Origin of the sequence: Georgenia faecalis (assembly GCF_003710105.1) — a bacterium.
Taxonomy (GTDB): Bacteria; Actinomycetota; Actinomycetes; order Actinomycetales; family Actinomycetaceae; genus Georgenia_A; species Georgenia_A faecalis.
This window is the reverse complement of record NZ_CP033325.1, coordinates 315,958-332,501: the sequence shown is the minus strand read 5'-3', so window position 1 is coordinate 332,501 and position 16,544 is coordinate 315,958. Positions and strand designations below refer to the sequence as shown.

Annotated in this window: 12 protein-coding genes; 6 read left to right on the top strand and 6 right to left on the bottom strand. The window is 74.9% G+C overall.

Annotation, left to right across the window (positions count from 1 at the left end; all coding sequences use genetic code 11):
• Positions 1-67: 67 nt before the first annotated feature.
• The 4 genes from EBO36_RS01395 to EBO36_RS01380 are packed head-to-tail and all read left to right on the top strand — an operon-like array spanning position 68 to position 3,850.
• Positions 68-730, top strand: a complete 663-nt coding sequence (locus EBO36_RS01395; RefSeq protein ID WP_244925330.1) for a Ykof family thiamine-binding protein — start codon at positions 68-70, stop codon at positions 728-730.
• Entirely contained in the window at positions 730-1,350 is a 621-nt protein-coding gene (locus EBO36_RS01390; protein WP_122823047.1) for an ECF transporter S component, read from the top strand. The genes EBO36_RS01395 and EBO36_RS01390 overlap by 1 nt, the downstream gene beginning before the upstream one ends.
• Positions 1,347-3,026 carry an ABC transporter ATP-binding protein gene (locus EBO36_RS01385; protein WP_122823046.1) on the top strand — a complete coding sequence of 560 codons (1,680 nt, stop codon included), beginning with the start codon at positions 1,347-1,349 and terminating at the stop codon, positions 3,024-3,026. Before EBO36_RS01390 ends, EBO36_RS01385 begins: the two co-directional genes overlap by 4 nt.
• Complete coding sequence (locus tag EBO36_RS01380) at positions 3,023-3,850, top strand: energy-coupling factor transporter transmembrane component T family protein (RefSeq protein WP_164471271.1); 828 nt, start codon at positions 3,023-3,025, stop codon at positions 3,848-3,850. The genes EBO36_RS01385 and EBO36_RS01380 overlap by 4 nt, the downstream gene beginning before the upstream one ends.
• Positions 3,851-3,955: 105 nt before the next feature.
• On the opposite strand, the gene groL is transcribed toward EBO36_RS01380, so the two are convergent.
• The 5 genes from groL to EBO36_RS01355 all read right to left on the bottom strand — a co-directional run bounded on the left by groL (position 3,956) and on the right by EBO36_RS01355 (position 13,555).
• Positions 3,956-5,584 carry a chaperonin GroEL gene (groL, locus tag EBO36_RS01375; RefSeq protein ID WP_122823045.1) on the bottom strand — a complete coding sequence of 543 codons (1,629 nt, stop codon included), beginning with the start codon at positions 5,582-5,584 and terminating at the stop codon, positions 3,956-3,958.
• A 357-nt stretch (positions 5,585-5,941) separates the two neighbouring features.
• On the bottom strand, positions 5,942-10,774 hold the full coding sequence (locus tag EBO36_RS01370) for a glycoside hydrolase family 3 N-terminal domain-containing protein (RefSeq protein WP_164471270.1): 4,833 nt from the start codon (positions 10,772-10,774) through the stop codon (positions 5,942-5,944).
• A gap of 267 nt (positions 10,775-11,041) precedes the next feature.
• Complete coding sequence (locus EBO36_RS01365; protein WP_244925388.1) at positions 11,042-12,451, bottom strand: phytoene desaturase family protein; 1,410 nt, start codon at positions 12,449-12,451, stop codon at positions 11,042-11,044.
• Between the two features lie 116 nt (positions 12,452-12,567).
• Entirely contained in the window at positions 12,568-13,158 is a 591-nt protein-coding gene (locus tag EBO36_RS01360; RefSeq protein WP_122823042.1) for a LytR C-terminal domain-containing protein, read from the bottom strand.
• Positions 13,159-13,258: 100 nt separating this feature from the next.
• On the bottom strand, positions 13,259-13,555 hold the full coding sequence (locus EBO36_RS01355) for a DUF3263 domain-containing protein (protein ID WP_122825369.1): 297 nt from the start codon (positions 13,553-13,555) through the stop codon (positions 13,259-13,261).
• Positions 13,556-13,603: 48 nt separating this feature from the next.
• On the opposite strand from EBO36_RS01355, the gene EBO36_RS01350 reads away from it, so the two are divergent.
• Positions 13,604-14,329 (top strand): uracil-DNA glycosylase, encoded by a 726-nt coding sequence (locus EBO36_RS01350; RefSeq protein WP_206515600.1) that lies wholly within the window; start codon positions 13,604-13,606, stop codon positions 14,327-14,329.
• A 42-nt stretch (positions 14,330-14,371) separates the two neighbouring features.
• The gene (locus EBO36_RS01345) at positions 14,372-15,199 is read left to right on the top strand and encodes an SGNH/GDSL hydrolase family protein (RefSeq protein ID WP_122823040.1); all 828 of its coding nucleotides are present in this window, start codon (positions 14,372-14,374) and stop codon (positions 15,197-15,199) included.
• Positions 15,200-15,295: 96 nt separating this feature from the next.
• Here the strand turns inward: EBO36_RS01345 and EBO36_RS01340 are convergent, their stop codons facing one another.
• Complete coding sequence (locus EBO36_RS01340) at positions 15,296-16,525, bottom strand: ROK family transcriptional regulator (RefSeq protein ID WP_122825368.1); 1,230 nt, start codon at positions 16,523-16,525, stop codon at positions 15,296-15,298.
• Positions 16,526-16,544 lie beyond the last annotated feature (19 nt).

Genomic DNA, 16,544 nt, shown 5'->3' with positions numbered 1-16,544 from the left:
GCGCGCGATGCGGGGAGCACGGACGACGTCGTGCACTCACCGGGGTCCGCACAGAGAGGACCCCGACATGCCCGAGACCATCCGACCGCTGCACACGCTCGCCACCCCGAGCACCGCGCCCCCCGACCCACGCTCCTACGGGGTCGGGGCCCGGTTCTCCCTCCACCCCATGACCACAGACTTCGTCCCGGTCATCCTCGACGCACTCACTGCCGCCGACGCCTCGGCGCTAGAGGTCGTCACCGACGACGTGTCCACGTTCGTGCAGGGAACCGAGAGCGACGTGCTGACCTACCTGCGGGACGTCATCGCCGCCGCGGCGGCCACCGGCGTGCACACGGTGGCGCACGTCCTGCTCTCCCGCGGCTGCCCCGGCGAGGTGGCCTGCGAGCTGCGCGACGGCGATCCGTACGCGCCGACGGACCTGCCTGCCCTCGCGCCCACCGGGCTGCGCGCCGCCGCGCACTGGTCGCTCTACCCGCTCGACGACGGTGACGCCGCGACCGGGCGGGGGGACCACATGGCCGCCATCTACGCCGTCATCGAGCGCGCGAAGGAGCGGGGCACGTTCACCCGCTCGGAGCACTTCGCCACCCGGCTCGACGGAGACCTCGCCGACGTCCTCACCACCGTGGGCGAGGGCTGGCTCGCGGCGGGCCGGGTGGTCCGGCACGTGACCAGCCACGCCACCATCTCTCTGAACTCCCCGAGCCCCGCGGCGGGTGCGTGATGGGCGCGCGGACCGACCCGCGTCCGGGACGGCGCGGCCTGAGCCTGCACGACCTCGTCCTCCTCGCCGCCCTCGCCGTCGTCTTCGGCTTCCTCTACTGGGTGCTCGTCCAGGCGTGGGGCCCGCTGCAGGTCGCGATGGGCCCGTTCGGCGACCTCGCGCAGAACGTCCTCATCGGCGGCTGGATGGTGGTGGCACCGCTCGCGCTGTACATCGTGCGCAAGCCAGGCGTCGGCATCGTCGTGGAGATCATCGCCTCCGTCGTCGAGGTGGTCTTCCTCGCCTCACCGGTCGGGCCGATGCTGCTGCTCGTCGGGCTCGTCCAGGGCGCCGGGGCGGAGCTGCCCTTCGCCCTCACCCGCTACCGCCGCTACGGCTGGACCGTGTTCGTCGTGTCCGGCATCAGCGCCGCCGCCTTCAACCTCGCCCTCGGGATGGTCCGCTTCGGCTGGCTCGGGCAGGACTACTTCGCCCTCCGGGTGGGCCTGCAGGCGGTGAGCGGGATCGTCCTGTGCGGGCTCCTCGCCAAGGTCATCGGTGACGCGCTGCTGCGCACCGGCGTCCTCGACAACTACGCCATCGGCCGGGCGCGACGGGCGGCGGGGGCCGGGTCCCGATGACGAGCCCCGGCGACCGGGGACGGGTCGCGCCGGGCTCGCCCGCGGGCGGTCTGCACGCACGTGGGCTGAGCGTGCGCTACCCGCACTTCGCGGACCCCGTGCTCCACCACGTGGACCTCGACCTGGCGCCGGGCGAGCAGCTCCTCCTCATGGGCGCCTCCGGCTCCGGCAAGAGCACCCTCCTGCGCGTGCTCGCCGGCATCGTGCCACAGACGGTCGACGCCGAGGTCACCGGGGAGCTGGCCGTCTCCGGCCTGGACCCGCGCGAGACCCCCGTCCCGGTCCTCGCCGGTGAGGTCGCGACGCTGACCCAGAACCCCGCCGACCAGCTGTGCCTGCCGACCGTCCTGGACGAGGTCGCCTTCGCGTGCGAGAACCGAGGCGTGGACCGCGCCGAGATCGGCGCGCGGGTCACCCGGGCGCTGCAGACGGTGGGCGCGGCGCACCTCGTCGACCGCCGGACCAGCGAGCTCTCCGGCGGCGAGGGCCAGCGGGTCGCTCTCGCTGCGGCCCTCGTGGCCGATCCGCGGGTGCTCCTGCTCGACGAGCCGACGGCCCTGCTCGACCCGGCCGGGGTGGAGCAGGTCGGCCGGGCCCTCGCGGCCGGCCACACCCGCGGGGACGACGGCGCCCGCTCCTCGGTGCTCATCGAGCACCGCCTCGACGAGCTCCCCTGGCTCCCCGCGCGCGTCGTCGTCCTCGACGCGGACGGGACGGTCGGGGCGCGCGGGTCCACCGAGCAGGTGCTGCTCGAGGACGGCGCCCGGCTCGCGGCGCAGGGCTCGTGGCTGCCGCTGCGCGCGGAGCTGTCGGTCGCGCTCGGGCGGACCATCGGACCCGGCGGGCAGGCGGCACGCACCGCCGTCCGGGAGGTCGCGCGCGGCGGCGCGTCCTACCGCCCCGTGGTGAGCGGAGGCGACGTGGTGCTGCACGCCGCCGGCCTCGGGGTGCGCCGCGGTGGGCACGCGGTCGTGACAGGGGCGGACCTGGCCGTGCGGCGCGGGCGGATCACCGCCGTCGTCGGGCGCAACGGCTCCGGGAAGAGCTCGCTCCTGCTCGGGCTGGCCGGGCTCGTCCCGGTCAGCGGCCGGCTCACGGGCGGGCGCGTCGGCATGGTGTTCCAGGAGCCCGAGCACCAGTTCCTCACCCGCTCCGTGCGCGAGGAGATCGGTTACGGCCGACCGCCCACCGCGGGGCCCGCCCTCGTGGACGAGGCGCTCGACCGGTTCGAGCTCCGGGGCCTGGCGGAGCGGGACCCGTTCCGGCTTTCCGGCGGCCAGCAGCGCCGGCTGTCGTTGGCGGCCATGGCAGTGCTCGACGACGACGTCCTCCTCGCCGACGAGCCCACCTTCGGGCAGGACCGGGCCACGACCCGCGCCGTCGCGCAGGCGCTGCGCGGTCTCGCCGCGGAGGGCCGCGGGGTGGTACTCGTCAGCCACGACCTGCGCCTCGTCGCGGGCATCGCCGACGACCTCCTCGTCATGGACGGCGGCACGGTCGCGGGCCAGGGCCCGACCGGGCTCGTCCTGTCGGACCCGGCGCTCCTCGCCCGTGCCGGGCTCCGCCTGCCGCCGTCGTTGCGGGCCTGGCAGGGCTCGGGGCTCGACCTGCGCGCAGTCCTCGACGCCCTCGACGCGGCGCTGCCCGCCCCCGATCCCGGGGCGCAGGTCCGGTGAACGAGCTGATCCCGGTGTTCGGTCGGCCGCTGGCCGTCGACTCCTACCTGCACCGGCGCAACCCCAGCGTGAAGTTCGGTGTGCTGCTCGTGATCTCGGCGCTGCTCATGGGGATCTTCGACCCCTGGACGCCCACCGTCCTCTACCTCGCCGCACTGCCCGCCGTGCGGTACGCGGGCAAGGTGCCCTGGCGCACGGTCGTCCTGGCCCAGCTGCCGTTCGGGTTCTTCGCCCTGAGCCTGTTCCTGGTCAACGCCGTGACCCGGCCGGGGACGCCCATCGCGTGGGTCGGGCCGTTCGACGTCAGCGCTGAAGGCATGAGCGTCGGTAGCTCTCTCGCCGTCCGGACTCTCCTCGTCGGCACGCTCTCGGTCGCGTTCGTGCTCAGCACGGACGGCGCCCGCCTCATGGCGAGCCTGCACCAGCACGTGCGACTGAGTCCCCAGCTGACGTACGCCGTCCTCGCCGGCTACCGCCTGCTCGAGCAGCTGCCGGAGCAGTGGCAGACGATCCGCCTGGCGCAGGCGGCGCGCGAGCCGCACCGCGCGGGCGGGGCGCGCCGGCTGCCCCGCTCGGTGCGCGCGCTGCGGCGGGCCGCCTTCACGACGCTCGTCACCACCCTGCGGCGGGGCGAACGCATGTCGATCGCGCTCGAGACGCGAGGGCTCGGCGCGGGCGGACGCACCGTCTTCCGACCCGTCCCGCTCGATCACCGCGACGCGCTCTTCGCGGTGGGGACCCTTGGCGTCGTCGGCGCCGTCATCGTCGTGGCCTGGCGCGCGGGATGGCTCGTCGGGTGGGAGGCCCTCGGGGTCTTCGGCTGACGTGCCGCGCGCCAGGCCGCGCCGGGGACACCGGGGACGCCGAAGGGCGGCACCCCTGGTGGGGTACCGCCCTTCGGTCGGGTCAGACGTGCGGGTGAGGCTGGGTCAGAAGCCCATGCCGCCCATGTCGTCGCCGCCGCCACCGGCCGGAGCGTGGTTCTTCTCCGGCTTGTCGGCCACGACGGCCTCGGTGGTGAGGAACAGACCCGCGATGGAGGCCGCGTTCTGCAGCGCAGAACGGGTCACCTTGACCGGGTCGTTGATGCCGGCGTCGAGCAGGTTCTGGTACTCGCCGGTCGCCGCGTTGAGGCCGTGGCCGGTGGGAAGGTTGCGCACCTTCTCCGCCACGACGCCGCCCTCGAGGCCGGCGTTCTCCGCGATCTGCTTGAGCGGGGCGTCGACGGCCACGCGAACGATGTTCGCGCCGGTCGCCTCGTCGCCCTCGAGCGCGAGGGTCTCGAAGACGTCCTTGGCCGCCTGGATGAGCGCGACGCCGCCACCGGCGACGATGCCCTCCTCCTGAGCCGCCTTGGCGTTGCGCACCGCGTCCTCGATGCGGTGCTTGCGCTCCTTGAGCTCGACCTCCGTGGCCGCGCCGGCCTTGATGACGGCGACGCCACCGGCCAGCTTGGCGAGGCGCTCCTGGAGCTTCTCGCGGTCGTAGTCCGAGTCGGAGTTCTCGATCTCGGCGCGGATCTGCGCGACGCGGCCAGCGATCTGGTCGGCGTCCCCAGCACCCTCGACGATGGTCGTCTCGTCCTTCGTGACGACGACCTTGCGGGCCTGACCGAGCATCTCGAGCTCGGCGGTCTCCAGCTTGAGGCCGACCGTCTCGGAGATGACCTGGCCGCCGGTGAGGATGGCCATGTCCTGCAGCATCGCCTTGCGGCGGTCGCCGAAGCCCGGGGCCTTGACGGAGACGGACTTGAAGGTGCCGCGGATCTTGTTGACGACGAGCGTGGCCAGGGCCTCGCCCTCGACGTCCTCGGCGATGATGACGAGCGGCTTGCCCGCCTGGATGACCTTCTCCAGCAGCGGCAGGAGGTCCTTGACGTTCGCGATCTTCGACTCGACGAGGAGGACGTAGGCGTCCTCGAGGACGGCCTCCTGGCGCTCCGGGTCGGTGACGAAGTAGGGCGAGATGAACCCCTTGTCGAAGCGCATGCCCTCGGTGAGCTCAAGCTCGAGCCCGAAGGTGTTCGACTCCTCGACGGTGATGACACCCTCGGCCTTGACCTTGTCCATGGCCTCGGCGATCATCTCGCCGATCGCCGGGTCGCCGGCGGAGATCGAGGCGGTGGCCGCGATCTGCTCGCGGGTCTCGATCTCGATGGCGGACTCGAGCAGGCGAGCGGTGATGGCCTCGACCGCCTTGTCGATGCCGCGGCGCAGCGCGATGGGGTTCGCACCGGCGACGACGTTACGCAGGCCCTCGCGGACGAGCGCCTGGGCGAGGACCGTGGCGGTGGTGGTGCCGTCGCCAGCGACGTCGTCGGTCTTCTTGGCGACCTCCTTGACGAGCTCGGCGCCGATCTTCTCGTACGGCTCCTCGAGGTCGATCTCCTTGGCGATGGAGACACCATCGTTGGTGATCGTGGGGGCGCCCCACTTCTTCTCGAGCACAACGTTGCGGCCCTTGGGGCCGAGGGTGACCTTGACGGTGTCGGCGAGGATGTTGAGTCCCCGCTCCATACCGCGACGGGCCTCCTCGTCAAAGGCAATCATCTTTGCCATTCGGGTTGATCCTCCGCTTGTGGCGTGTGGCCTGCCAGTGCCCGCGACGGACGACCCAGGTCCGGGCGGTCACGTCCCGCCGGTACCCGAGCCTCACTGACTGGCTCGTACTTCTTGTCACTCTCAGACCGAGAGTGCTAACTCCGATATTGGCACTCTCGGGTGCCGAGTGCAAGGCCGCGAGGGGCGCGGCGGGACCTCCACGACGACCTCCGGCGCGAGGCCGCACGGGGTACCGCGGCCGCGAGCGACCGGACCCCGGGACGCGAACGACGCCGGGCGGCGGGGCCTCCCCCGCCGCCCGGCGTCGTCATGGTCCAGCCCCAGGAGCGCCCGCGGGGCGCGTCCCGGCCCGGCTCAGCGGGAGGTCGCCCGCCTCCGGGCGAGCAGCCCCGCGCCGAGGAGCCCGGCGGCGAGGAGCGCGAGCAGCGCACCACCCGTGGCACCGGTCGCCGGCAGGTCGCCCCCCGGCCCGCCCGGCGCACCCGGCGCACCCGGGTTACCCGGCGGCGTCGCCCCCGGCCCCGACGGCGGGTCCGTCGGCTCGCCCGGCGGGTCGGTGGGCTCGCCGCCCGGCGGGTCCGTCGGCTCGCCCGGCGGGTCGGTCGGCGCACCGTCGCCCTGCGGCGTCACGGCCTCGGACGGCTCCGACTCCGCGCCGATGCCCAGGAGGTTCACCGCGGCGACCGTGAACCGGTACGTCGTGCCGTTCTCCAGGCCCGGGACGACCAGCTCGGTCGCCGGGCCCTCACTGAGCACCGGGGCCTGCGCGACCCCGTCGACCCACGGGACGACCGCGTACCCGAGGATCTCGGAGCCGCCATCGTCGGTCGGCGCGGTCCAGCTGAGCGTCACCTGGCCGTCACCGGCAACGGCGACGACGTCCGTGGGCGCGGCCGGCACGTCGAGCGCCGTCGGGCTGAGCCCGAGGATGCTCGCGAGCAGGACCACCGCGGTGTCGGGGTTGCCGGCGTGGAGCTCGTGCTCGGCGTCGGCGGCGATGTCCACCGCGTCCGCCGGCACGCCGTCGCCGCCCGCCATCGCCACCTGGGCGAGGTCACGGGCCAGCGACACCAGCGTGTCGGCCATGGCCCGGGTGGCGTCGTCGGTCCCGGTGAGGTCCTCGGCCGCCGTGAGCAGGAGGTCGAAGGCGAGCGCCGGGTCGCCGGTGGGCGTCCCGTCCTCGGCCCACACCGGTGCCAGGGCGAGCGCGGCGACGGCGGAGGCCGCCGGGTGGTCGACCGGCATGCTCTCGAGCAGGCTGACGAGCCGCTCCTGCGGGGAGTCGGTGCGCAGGCCCCACCCGAACCCGTAGAGGGGGGCGTAGTCCTCGTCCCCGACGTTGACCGGGACGGCGTCCGCGGCGGTCGGCCAGCTCACCGGCAGGCGGCCGGTGAAGGGCCGCTCGCCGAACAGGACGTCGGCCACGCCGCCGCCCTCGCTGCCGGGCAGCCAGGAGGCGACGAGGGCGTCGACGTCGTCGACGAGGTCGGTGACGATCTGCGGCCGGCCGGAGACGACGAGAACGACGCACTCCATCGCGGCGCAGACGTTCTCCACGGCGGCGCGGTCCGCGGCGCTGAGCTCGAGGTCGTTCCCGCCGACGCCGACGTCGCCCTGCCCCTCGGCGTACGGCGTCTCGCCGACGACGACGATGCCGACGTCGTGCCCGGCCGTGGGGGCCGAGGCGTCCTCGCTGAACGTCACGGCCGCCTCGGGGGCGACCTCCGTGATGCCGTCGAGGATCGACGTGGCGCCGGCGAGGATGTCCCCGGACATGCCCTGCCACGAGACGGTCCAGCCGCCGGCCTGGTTGCCGACGTCGTCGGCGTTGCTGCCGGCGACGTAGATCGACCCCTCGGGGGCGAGCGGGAGGAGGCCGTCGTTGGCGAGGAGCACCTGGGACTTCGCGGCCGCCTCGCGGGCGACCGCCCGGTGCTCCGCGGAGCCGACGGTGTCGATGTTCGTCCGGTCGGCGTAGGGGTCCTCGAAGAGCCCGAGGCGGAACTTGGCCTCGAGGATCCGCGTCACGGCCTCGTCGATGCGCTCGGCCGTCACGCGCTCGGCCTCGACCTCGTCGGTGAGCGTGGAGATGAACGCGGCGTAGTCCCCGGGCTCCATCGCCATGTCGACGCTGGCGTTGACCGACTCGCGCACCTGGTCGGCGTAGGAGCCGGGCAGCTGGTCGATGCCGTTGTAGTCGCTGATGGTGAAGCCGTCGAAGCCGAGCTCGCCACGGAGCACCTCGTTGTTGAGGTAGTCGTGGCCGTGCATCTTGATCGGCCCCTCGTCGTCGTCGGGGAAGTCGACGCTCGAGTAGGACGGCATGACCGATCCTGCCCCGCGCTCGATCGCCGGGATGTACGGCGCGATGTGGATCTCGCGCAGCTCGGCTTCGGTGATCTCGGCGACGCCCTGGTCGATCTTGTACCCGTTGCCGGGGCTGGGGACGTAGCTCGTGGCGCCGTCGCCGACCCAGTGCTTGATGGTGGCGAGCACCTCGTTCGGCGCGGTCATGTCCGCGTCCGTGCCCTGCAGGCCGTCGACGACGGTGGTCATCGACGACACCAGGCCCGGGTCCTCACCGAAGGACTCGTAGCTGCGGCCCCACCGCTCGTCGCGGGTGACGCACAGGCACGGGGCGAACGTCCACGGGACGCCGGTGGCCCGGACCTCCGTGGCCGTCGCCTCGGCGGCCTGACGGGCGATCTCCGGGTCGCGGCCGGCACCCAGACCGATGTTGTGCGGGAAGATCGTCGCGTCGGGCAGGTTGTTGTGCCCGTGGACGGCGTCGACGCCGTAGATGAGCGGGATCTGGTGCGGCGTCGCCCGGGTCCAGCGCTGGAAGCCGTCGATCATGTCGGCCCACGCCTCGGGGGTGTTCGGCGTCGGCGTGGAGCCACCGCCGGAGAGGATCGAGCCGAGGGCGAGGTCGGCGATCTGCGAGGGGTCGCCGACGATGGAGGCCCGCTCCGCCTGGGCCATCTGGCCGACCTTCTCGGCGAGGTCCATCCGGGCCACGAGGTCGGCGGCACGCTCCTCGGCCGACAGGCTGTCGTCGAGGTAGGCCATCCCGTAGGCGTTGATGGCGACCACGGGTGCCGCGCCCGCGAGCTCGGCCCCCTCGACCTCGACGGTGCCCTCGATCGTGCGGGCGACGTCGCCGCCCGCCTCCGTGCCCGCGAGCGTCGTCACCGGGACGGTCTGGGTGGCCCCCGACGCGGTGCCCGCCGCGAACGTCAGCGTCGCGCCGTCCAGCGGCGTGTAGTGCGTGCCGGCCTCGGCGGTCCCACCGACGGTGGAGTAGGCGACCGTGACGTCGTCGACGAGGGCCTCCCCGTCCGGGGTGGTGAGGGTGAAGACGACCTCGGCGGTCTGGCCACCGTCGACCGCGACCACCGGGGTGGCCGTCACGTCGACGCCCGTGGTGGTGCGGGCGCTGCCGTAGAGCTCGACGTCGTCGGCGTAGAAGGAACCCGACACGCCGACGGGCAGCGTGACGGCGTAGCCCCACGCGTGGTAGAGCGGCGGCTCGTCGCTGGGGACGGCGCCCGGCGGCTGGTAGTCGGCGCGCCAGACGAGCTGGGAGAAGGGGATGACGACCTGCTGGAGCCCACCGCCCGAGGGCGGGGTGATCGTCGTGGTCCACAGGCCCGAGCTGTCCGCGGTGACCCCGCCGAGCTTGAGCTCGATGGCGAAGGTCGGGGGCGCCGTCGGCGAGTTGCCGCTCGCGCCGGCGCTGTCCCAGAGGAAGCGGATGCCCTCGAAGCCGGACCAGTCCTGCGCCGCGTCGACGATGTGGTTGTAGCCGCGCCCGCCGACGGAGGCGTAGTCGCCGCGCAGGACGTGGTTGCCGCCCGCGATCTCGGCGACGCTGAGCTCGGGGTTCTGGCCCTGGTAGTTCCACGGGTAGATCCCGGTGGGGCCGGCCTCGGTGAGGGGGCTGTCGCCCTCGAAGTCCTCGAGCAGGGCGACCTGCTCGAACAGGGCGACGTCGTCGAAGGCGTAGTCGTAGGTGGCCGGGGCGTCGTTGAGGGTGACGGCGAAGCCCCACGCGACCGAGGTGTCGGGCGCCTCGCCGGCGCCGCCGGAGCCCTTGAGCTCGAGGGCGGAGAAGGGCACGGCGATGCGCTGCCACTGGGTGGAGTCGTCGACGAAGAAGGCCTCGTACATGCCGGCCGACCCGGCGCTCGTGCCGCCGAACTTCACCTCGAACTGCAGCTCCTCGCCGCTGCCCGCACCGCGGAACCAGAAGGCGAACCCGCCGTGGTCGCTCCAGTCCTGGGCGGCGGGCAGGTCGTAGGAGAACCCGCCCCAGCTGGTGTGGGCCGCGAGCTGCGCCCGCAGCGCGGAGTTGCCGGGCTCGGCGCCGGGACGGTCGGCGTCAGCGACGAGGCTGAGGCCGGGGGTGTTTGCCGGGCCGTCGCCCCACGCGAAGAGGTGCTGCGGGAGGGTGTCGCCGTCGAAGTCGAGGAGGACCTCGCTCGCGCCCTCGCCGGTGTCCGGGACCGGGTTGGCCGGGCCCTCGGGGACCTCGGGCTCCTCGGGCTGCTCCGGCGCGGGGGCCGGGACGTCCGCGAACACCTCGAGGGAACGGACCGAGTAGCCGAACCAGTGGGGGGTCTCGCCCGCCCAGGACCACGCGGAGCGGCGCTCGAGCGCGGTGATGCGGACGTGGGTCGCCTGGACCGGCTCCGCCAGCGTGATGACGTCGCGGCGGTCGCCCTGCGAGGGGGAGGTGGTGGGGCGGTCCTGCGTGCTCACGGTCGTCCACGCCTGGCCGTCGGCCGAGATGTCGACGGTGTACCGCACGGCGTGCGCGGCCTCCCAGAGGACCTCGATGTGGCGCACGGTGCTCGGCGCGCCGAGGTCCACCGCCAGCCAGGCGGTGTGCTCGACGTCGGCGTCCGGGCCGTTGCCGCTGGCCCACCGGGTCGCGTCGTCGCCGTCGACGGCGGCGGCCGGCTGGCAGCCGTCGCCGAGGCAGTCGTCGTCCGCGGTGTTGTTGGGGGCCGGCGTCACCTGTGAGGCGGACGCCGTCGCCGGCCGGGCGGCGGCGAGGTCGCCGGGCCGCACCGCGGCACCGGCGGGGGCTGCGAGGAGCCCGGAGAACATCGAGGCGAGGAGCGCCACGACGGCGAGCACGGCGACGGCGAGACTGCTCCGGCGCACGGGGACGGCTGGGGACACGGGGTAACCTCCGACGGACATGCGTCCCCGACCGCCTCCGGTGGCGGGCGGGAGAATGGCCGGACCGGCGGTCGCTGCCGGCCGCGGGCCCAAGACACCCCACGACGCTGTGGACCTGTGTCGCGAACACTAGGTGTGAGGCCGTTCACAGTCAATTTCCAGCCCGCTCCCAGGCGGGCCCGGACGTTCCCTGGCGGCGGGCCGTCGCGGCCGGCGAGGCGGCGGTCGGACGGGACGGTCAGGACGGGGCGGCCCCAGCCCGGTGGGTCAGGGGGCGAGGTCGGGCAGGGTGTCGATCCCGAACCGGGAACGGAGGGCGCGCGCGGCGGCGTACCAGCCGCTGAGGCCGTGCACGCCCGGGCCGGGCGGCGCCGACGACGAGCTGAGGTACACCCCGGGGATCCCGGTGGCGAACGGGTCGAGCGCGGCGCGGGGCCGGGCGAACATCCGCCAGAAGGTGATCTCCCCCGCCGCGATGTCCCCGCCGACGTAGTTGGCGTTCTCCTCGCTCATCCGCGCGGCGGGCACGCAGCGGGAGGCGACGACGACGTCGCGGAACCCCGGGGCGAAGCGTTCGATCTCCGCGGTGATGTCCTCCGTGACGTCCCGCGGGGAGCCGGCGGGCACGTGCGCGTAGGTCCACAGCGGCCGCAGCCCCCCGACCGCGCGCTCGGGCGAGGTGAGGGTCGGGTCGCTCACCAGCACGACGGGGTGCTCGGCGTGCCGGCCGGCGTTGACGGCGGCCTCCGCGGCGGCCGTCTGGGCGCGCGTGCCGCCGAGGTGGACGGTGCCGGCGCGGCCGACCTCGGGGTGCGCCCACGGCACCGGCCCGGAGAGCACGAAGTCGACCTTGGCGGCGGCGTTGCCGTACCGGGCCCGGGCGAAGGACTCCCGCACGCGCGACGGCATCCGTGCGCCCCAGATGGCGGCGAGGGCACGCGGCGTGGTGTCGAAGAGGTAGGCCCGCGCCCGCGGCAGCTCGCGCCAGCTCCTCACCCGTGTCCCGGTCCGCGTCTGCCCGCCGTGCGCGTGCAGGTCGGCGACGAGCGCGTCGACGATGGCCTGGGAGCCGCCGACCGGGAGCGGCCAGCCGGGCCCGTGCGCGAGGGAGCCGAGGAGGAGAGCGACGCCGGCCGAGGCGAGGCTGGGCATGGGAGTGATGGCGTGGCTCGCCACCCCGGTGAGCAGCGCCGGGGCCTCCTCGCCCCGGAAGCGCGCGCCCCACGCCGGCGTGCCCTGCTCGAGGACGCGCAGCCCGAACGCCACGGCGGTACGCACCCCCTCGCCGGACAGCACCTCGCGCGGCAGGGAGCGCTTGTCGCCGAGCGCGAGGGCCGTGACCACCTCCGGCGCCGCGGCCAGCGGCGCCATGAGTGAGCGCCACGCGGGACCGTCCGCGCCCAGCGCGTCGACGGTGCGCTCGAGGTCGCGGTACGCGAGCGCGGCCCGGCCGCCGTCGAGCGGCTGGGCGTAGGAGACCTCCGGGACCCGCAGCTCGACCCCGCGGGCCGGGAGGTCGAAGGCGCGCAGGAACGGGCTGGCGAGCGCCATCGGGTGGACGGCCGAGCAGATGTCGTGGACGACCCCGGGGGCCAGCCCGAGGTCACGGGTACGCGCGCCGCCGCCGAGGGTGTCCTCCGCCTCGAGGAGCAGGACGTCCAGCCCGGCCCGCGCCATGGTGACCGCGGCGGCCAGGCCGTTCGGTCCCGACCCCACGACGACGACGTCCTGCACCTCGCGCGCGCCCGGCGCGACGACGAGCCCGCCGCGGGCACCGTCACGCCGGGCGGGCGTCATGCGTAGTCCGCGCGCAGGACGATGGCGATCTCGACGTTCTGGGTGGCGCTCGGCGCCTCGACGAGGGTGTCGATGCCGAGGAGCTCACCGATCGCCTCCGCCGTCGCCCGCAGCTCGGCGTTGCGGTAGTACAGCGTCGTCGTCTCCGGGCTGCCGGCGGTGTAGTCCGCCGCGACGGCGTTGGTGAATCCGTCGTCGATGAGCTCGCCCGCGGCGTCGGCGGCGAGGCCGCCGATCCCCGCGCCGTTGAGGACCGAGATCGACACCCCGCGCTCGACGTCGCCGGCGGGCTCCTCCGTGGGTTCCTCGCTCGGCTCCCCGCTCGGGGCCTCGGTCCCGGTCGGGGTCGCCGTGGGATCGGCCGGGGCCTCGGTCGCGGTGGGGGTGGGCCCCGCCGCGGGCTCGGGGGTGCCCGGGTCGCGGGACAGCGCCGTGACGGCGGCCCACGCCAGGAGCGGGACGATGACGAGCACCGCGACGAAGGGCAGCACCGCGGCCAGCCGCGACCGCGCCCTGCGGTGGACGCCCTGGGGGGTGCGCTGACGGCCGTCGATGTCGAACTCGTCCTCGGGGTACTCGGTGCTCACCCCAGCAGGCTAGCCGCTGTCCCCCCGCGTGCTAGGCGGGTCGGCCCACGGAGTGCGGGGGGCGAGCCCGACCGGCGCTACGGCGTCGGGTCGACCGGCGCTACAGCGTCGGGCCGAGGCGCCGGGCGGAGCGCTCGCGCTGGCGCGCGTCCCGCATCCGCCGCAGCCGCTTGACGAGCATGGGGTCGGCCGCGAGCGCGGCCTCGGAGTCGATGAGGGTGTTGAGGACCTGGTAGTACCGGGTGGCGCTCATGCCGAAGAGCTCGCGCACGGCCGTCTCCTTGGCGCCGGCGTACTTCCACCACTGACGCTCGAAGGCGAGGATCTCGCGCTCGGTGTCGCCCAGGGCGTCGGACCGCTGCGCGAGGGTCTCCCCCGCGGGTGCTGCGGCGTCCATCGTGGCCTCCCCCTGCTCGGCGCGCCGGGTGTTCGTCCCGGACACCCCATGCTAGGCGCCGAACGACATCGGTGTCATTCACCTACGCTCGCCGTCGTGACCTTCACCCCGCTCCGCGACCTCGTCGACCCCGGCTGGGCCGACGCCCTGGCCCCGGTCGAGGACGACATCCATGCCATGGGCGACTTCCTGCGCGCCGAGGTCGCCGCCGGTCGCGGCTACCTCCCCGCCGGTGGCGACGTCCTGCGGGCCTTCACCCGCCCGCTCGCGGACGTCCGGGTCCTCATCGTCGGGCAGGACCCGTACCCCACCCCCGGGCACGCCATGGGGCTGTCCTTCTCCGTCCAGCCCGACGTGCGCCCGCTCCCCCGCAGCCTCGTCAACCTCTTCACCGAGCTGGGCACCGACGTCGGCGCACCCCCGCCGAGCACCGGTGACCTCACGCCGTGGGCGGACCGCGGCGTCATGCTCCTCAACCGCGTCCTCACCGTGCGGCCCGGGGCACCGGCCTCCCACCGCGGGCGTGGCTGGGAGGCGGTCACCGACCTCGCCATCGCCACGCTCGTCGCACGGGAGGAACCGCTGGTCGCGGTGCTGTGGGGGCGAGACGCGCAGACGCTGCGCCCGGCGCTCGGCGACACGCCCGTGGTCGAGTCCGCGCACCCCAGTCCGCTCTCCGCCCGACGCGGGTTCTTCGGCTCGCGCCCGTTCTCCCGGGTCAACGAGCTCCTCGTCGGCCTCGGCGCGGACCCCGTCGACTGGACGCTGCCGTAAGGGGGTCGCGCGCGGGCGCCCCCGACCGGCAGGATCGGTGCCGTGGACGAGACCCGACCCGCACAGGACCGCACCCTGCCCCCCTGGGGGCGCTACGTCGCCATCGGCGACTCCTTCACCGAGGGGCTGTGGGACCCCCACCCCCGCGACGCGGGGCGCCAGGTGGGCTGGGCGGACCGCCTCGCCGGCACCCTGTCCGCCCGCCGCGTGGCCGGCGGAGCCGCGCCGCTGGAGTACGCCAACCTCGCCATCCGCGGCCGGCTGCTCGGCTCCATCCTGCGCGACCAGCTCCCCACCGCCCTGGACCTGCGGCCGGACCTCGTCTCGCTGGCCGGCGGCGGCAACGACATCCTCCGGCCGGGCGCGGACCCGGACGCCCTCGCCCGCGAGCTCGAGGCCGGCGTGGTCCGGTTGCGCGAGGCCGGCATCGACGTGCTGCTGTCCACGGGCATCGACCCGGCCGAGACGCCCCTCATCCGCTTCACCCGCCCCCGCGTCGCGATCTACAACTCGGCCGTCTGGTCGATCGCGCACCGTCACGGTGCCCACGTCCTCGACCTGTGGGGCATGCGCGCCCTCCGGGACTGGCGGATGTGGGCGGAGGACCGCATCCACCTCACCCCCGAGGGGCACGCGCGCACCGCCCAGGCCGCCCTCGTCGCCCTCGGGCTCCCGCCGGACGACGCCGCCTGGGACGACCCGCTGGCCCCGCTGCCGGCCGTGGCGCGCACCGTCCGCTGGCGCGGCGACGCCGCGTGGCTGCGCTCGCACGCCTACCCGTGGGCGCGCCGGCGGCTGCGGCGCACCTCCTCCGGTGACACGCGACAGCCGAAGCAGCCGGACGCGGCGCCGGTCACCGAGGAGCCGTAGCGCCGGGCCGCCGCTCGCCCCGCGTTGTCACCACCTCGCGCGGCGGTCGGTCCGGACCGCGGGGAGTGCGCGGCGGGGCCGGACGGAGAGCGGCGGTCAGGCCGGGGCAGCGATCCAGTCGGCCGGCGAGGCGACGACGGTCTCCAGGGCGGCGAACGCCCCCCCGGTGACGGCCGGGTAGGGGTCGGTGCCCGCGGCGCGCAGGGTCACCTGCGACCAGGGCGAGGCGAGGACGCGGGTGCGCAGCTGGTCCTCGACCGGGCCGCGCAGCAGGTCGAACAGCGCCACGAGGTCGCCGCCGAGGACGATCTCGTCGACGTCGAGGATGTTGACGACGTTGGCGAGGGCGATGCCCAGCGCCCAGCCGGCGCGCTCGATGGCGTCGCGGGCCCGGTCGTTGCCGCCGTCGGCGTCCTCCGCCAGGCGGCGCGCCGTCGTGCCGGGCGGCAGGCCCGCGCGTTCGAGGAGCGCGTCGCGGCCGGCGTACTGCTCGAGGCAGCCGCGGGCGCCGCAGCCGCACCGCGGGCCGGCGGGGTCGACGAGTGTGTGCCCGATCTCCCCGGCCCAGCCCCGCATCCCCGCCGAGATCACGCCGTCGACGACGGTGGCCGCGCCGACGCCGATGTCCCCGGAGACGTAGAAGAACGTCGCCGTCGGCGCCGGGCGGGCGGGGGCGAGACGCGAGTGGGCGAGCGCCGCGAGGTCCGCCTCGTTGCGCACGCCGAGCCGGATCCCCTCCGGCAGGGCGCCGGGGCCGATGAGGTCCGCCGGGCGGACCTCGCTCCACTCGAGGTTGGGCGCGCGGAGGAGCCGCCCGTCGACGTGGTCGACGAGGCCGGGGAGCGCGAGGGTGGCGCCGACGACGACGGCACCGGCGCAGGGGGCGCTCGCCACCAGGGCGCGGGTCAGCTCCCCGAGGCGAGCGAGGACCGGCGCCGGCTCGGAGTGCTCGAACCGCCCGCTCACCACCTCCTCGGCCAGGACGGTGCCGGTGAGGTCGATGAGGCGGCCGGCGAGGGAGCGGGCGCCGACCTCGAGCCCGATGGCGACGACCGAGCGTGCCGCTGGGGCCAGCGGGATCGCCGGCCGGCCGCGGCGCCCCTCGTGCGGCGCGAGCTCCTCGAGGATGCCGCCGCTGACGAGCTCGCTGACGAGTCGGGAGACGGTGGAGCGGGTGAGGCCGGTGGCCTCCGCGAGGTCGGCGCGGGACAGTGGCGTGTCGCTGGCGAAGGCCCGGGCGGCGAGCAGGGCGAGGTTCTGGGTACGCAGGGACGCCTGACTGACCCCCGAGGTGGTGGGAGGCTTGAGCGCGTCCGTGCGCGACATCTGGCTCACGGGGTTGACC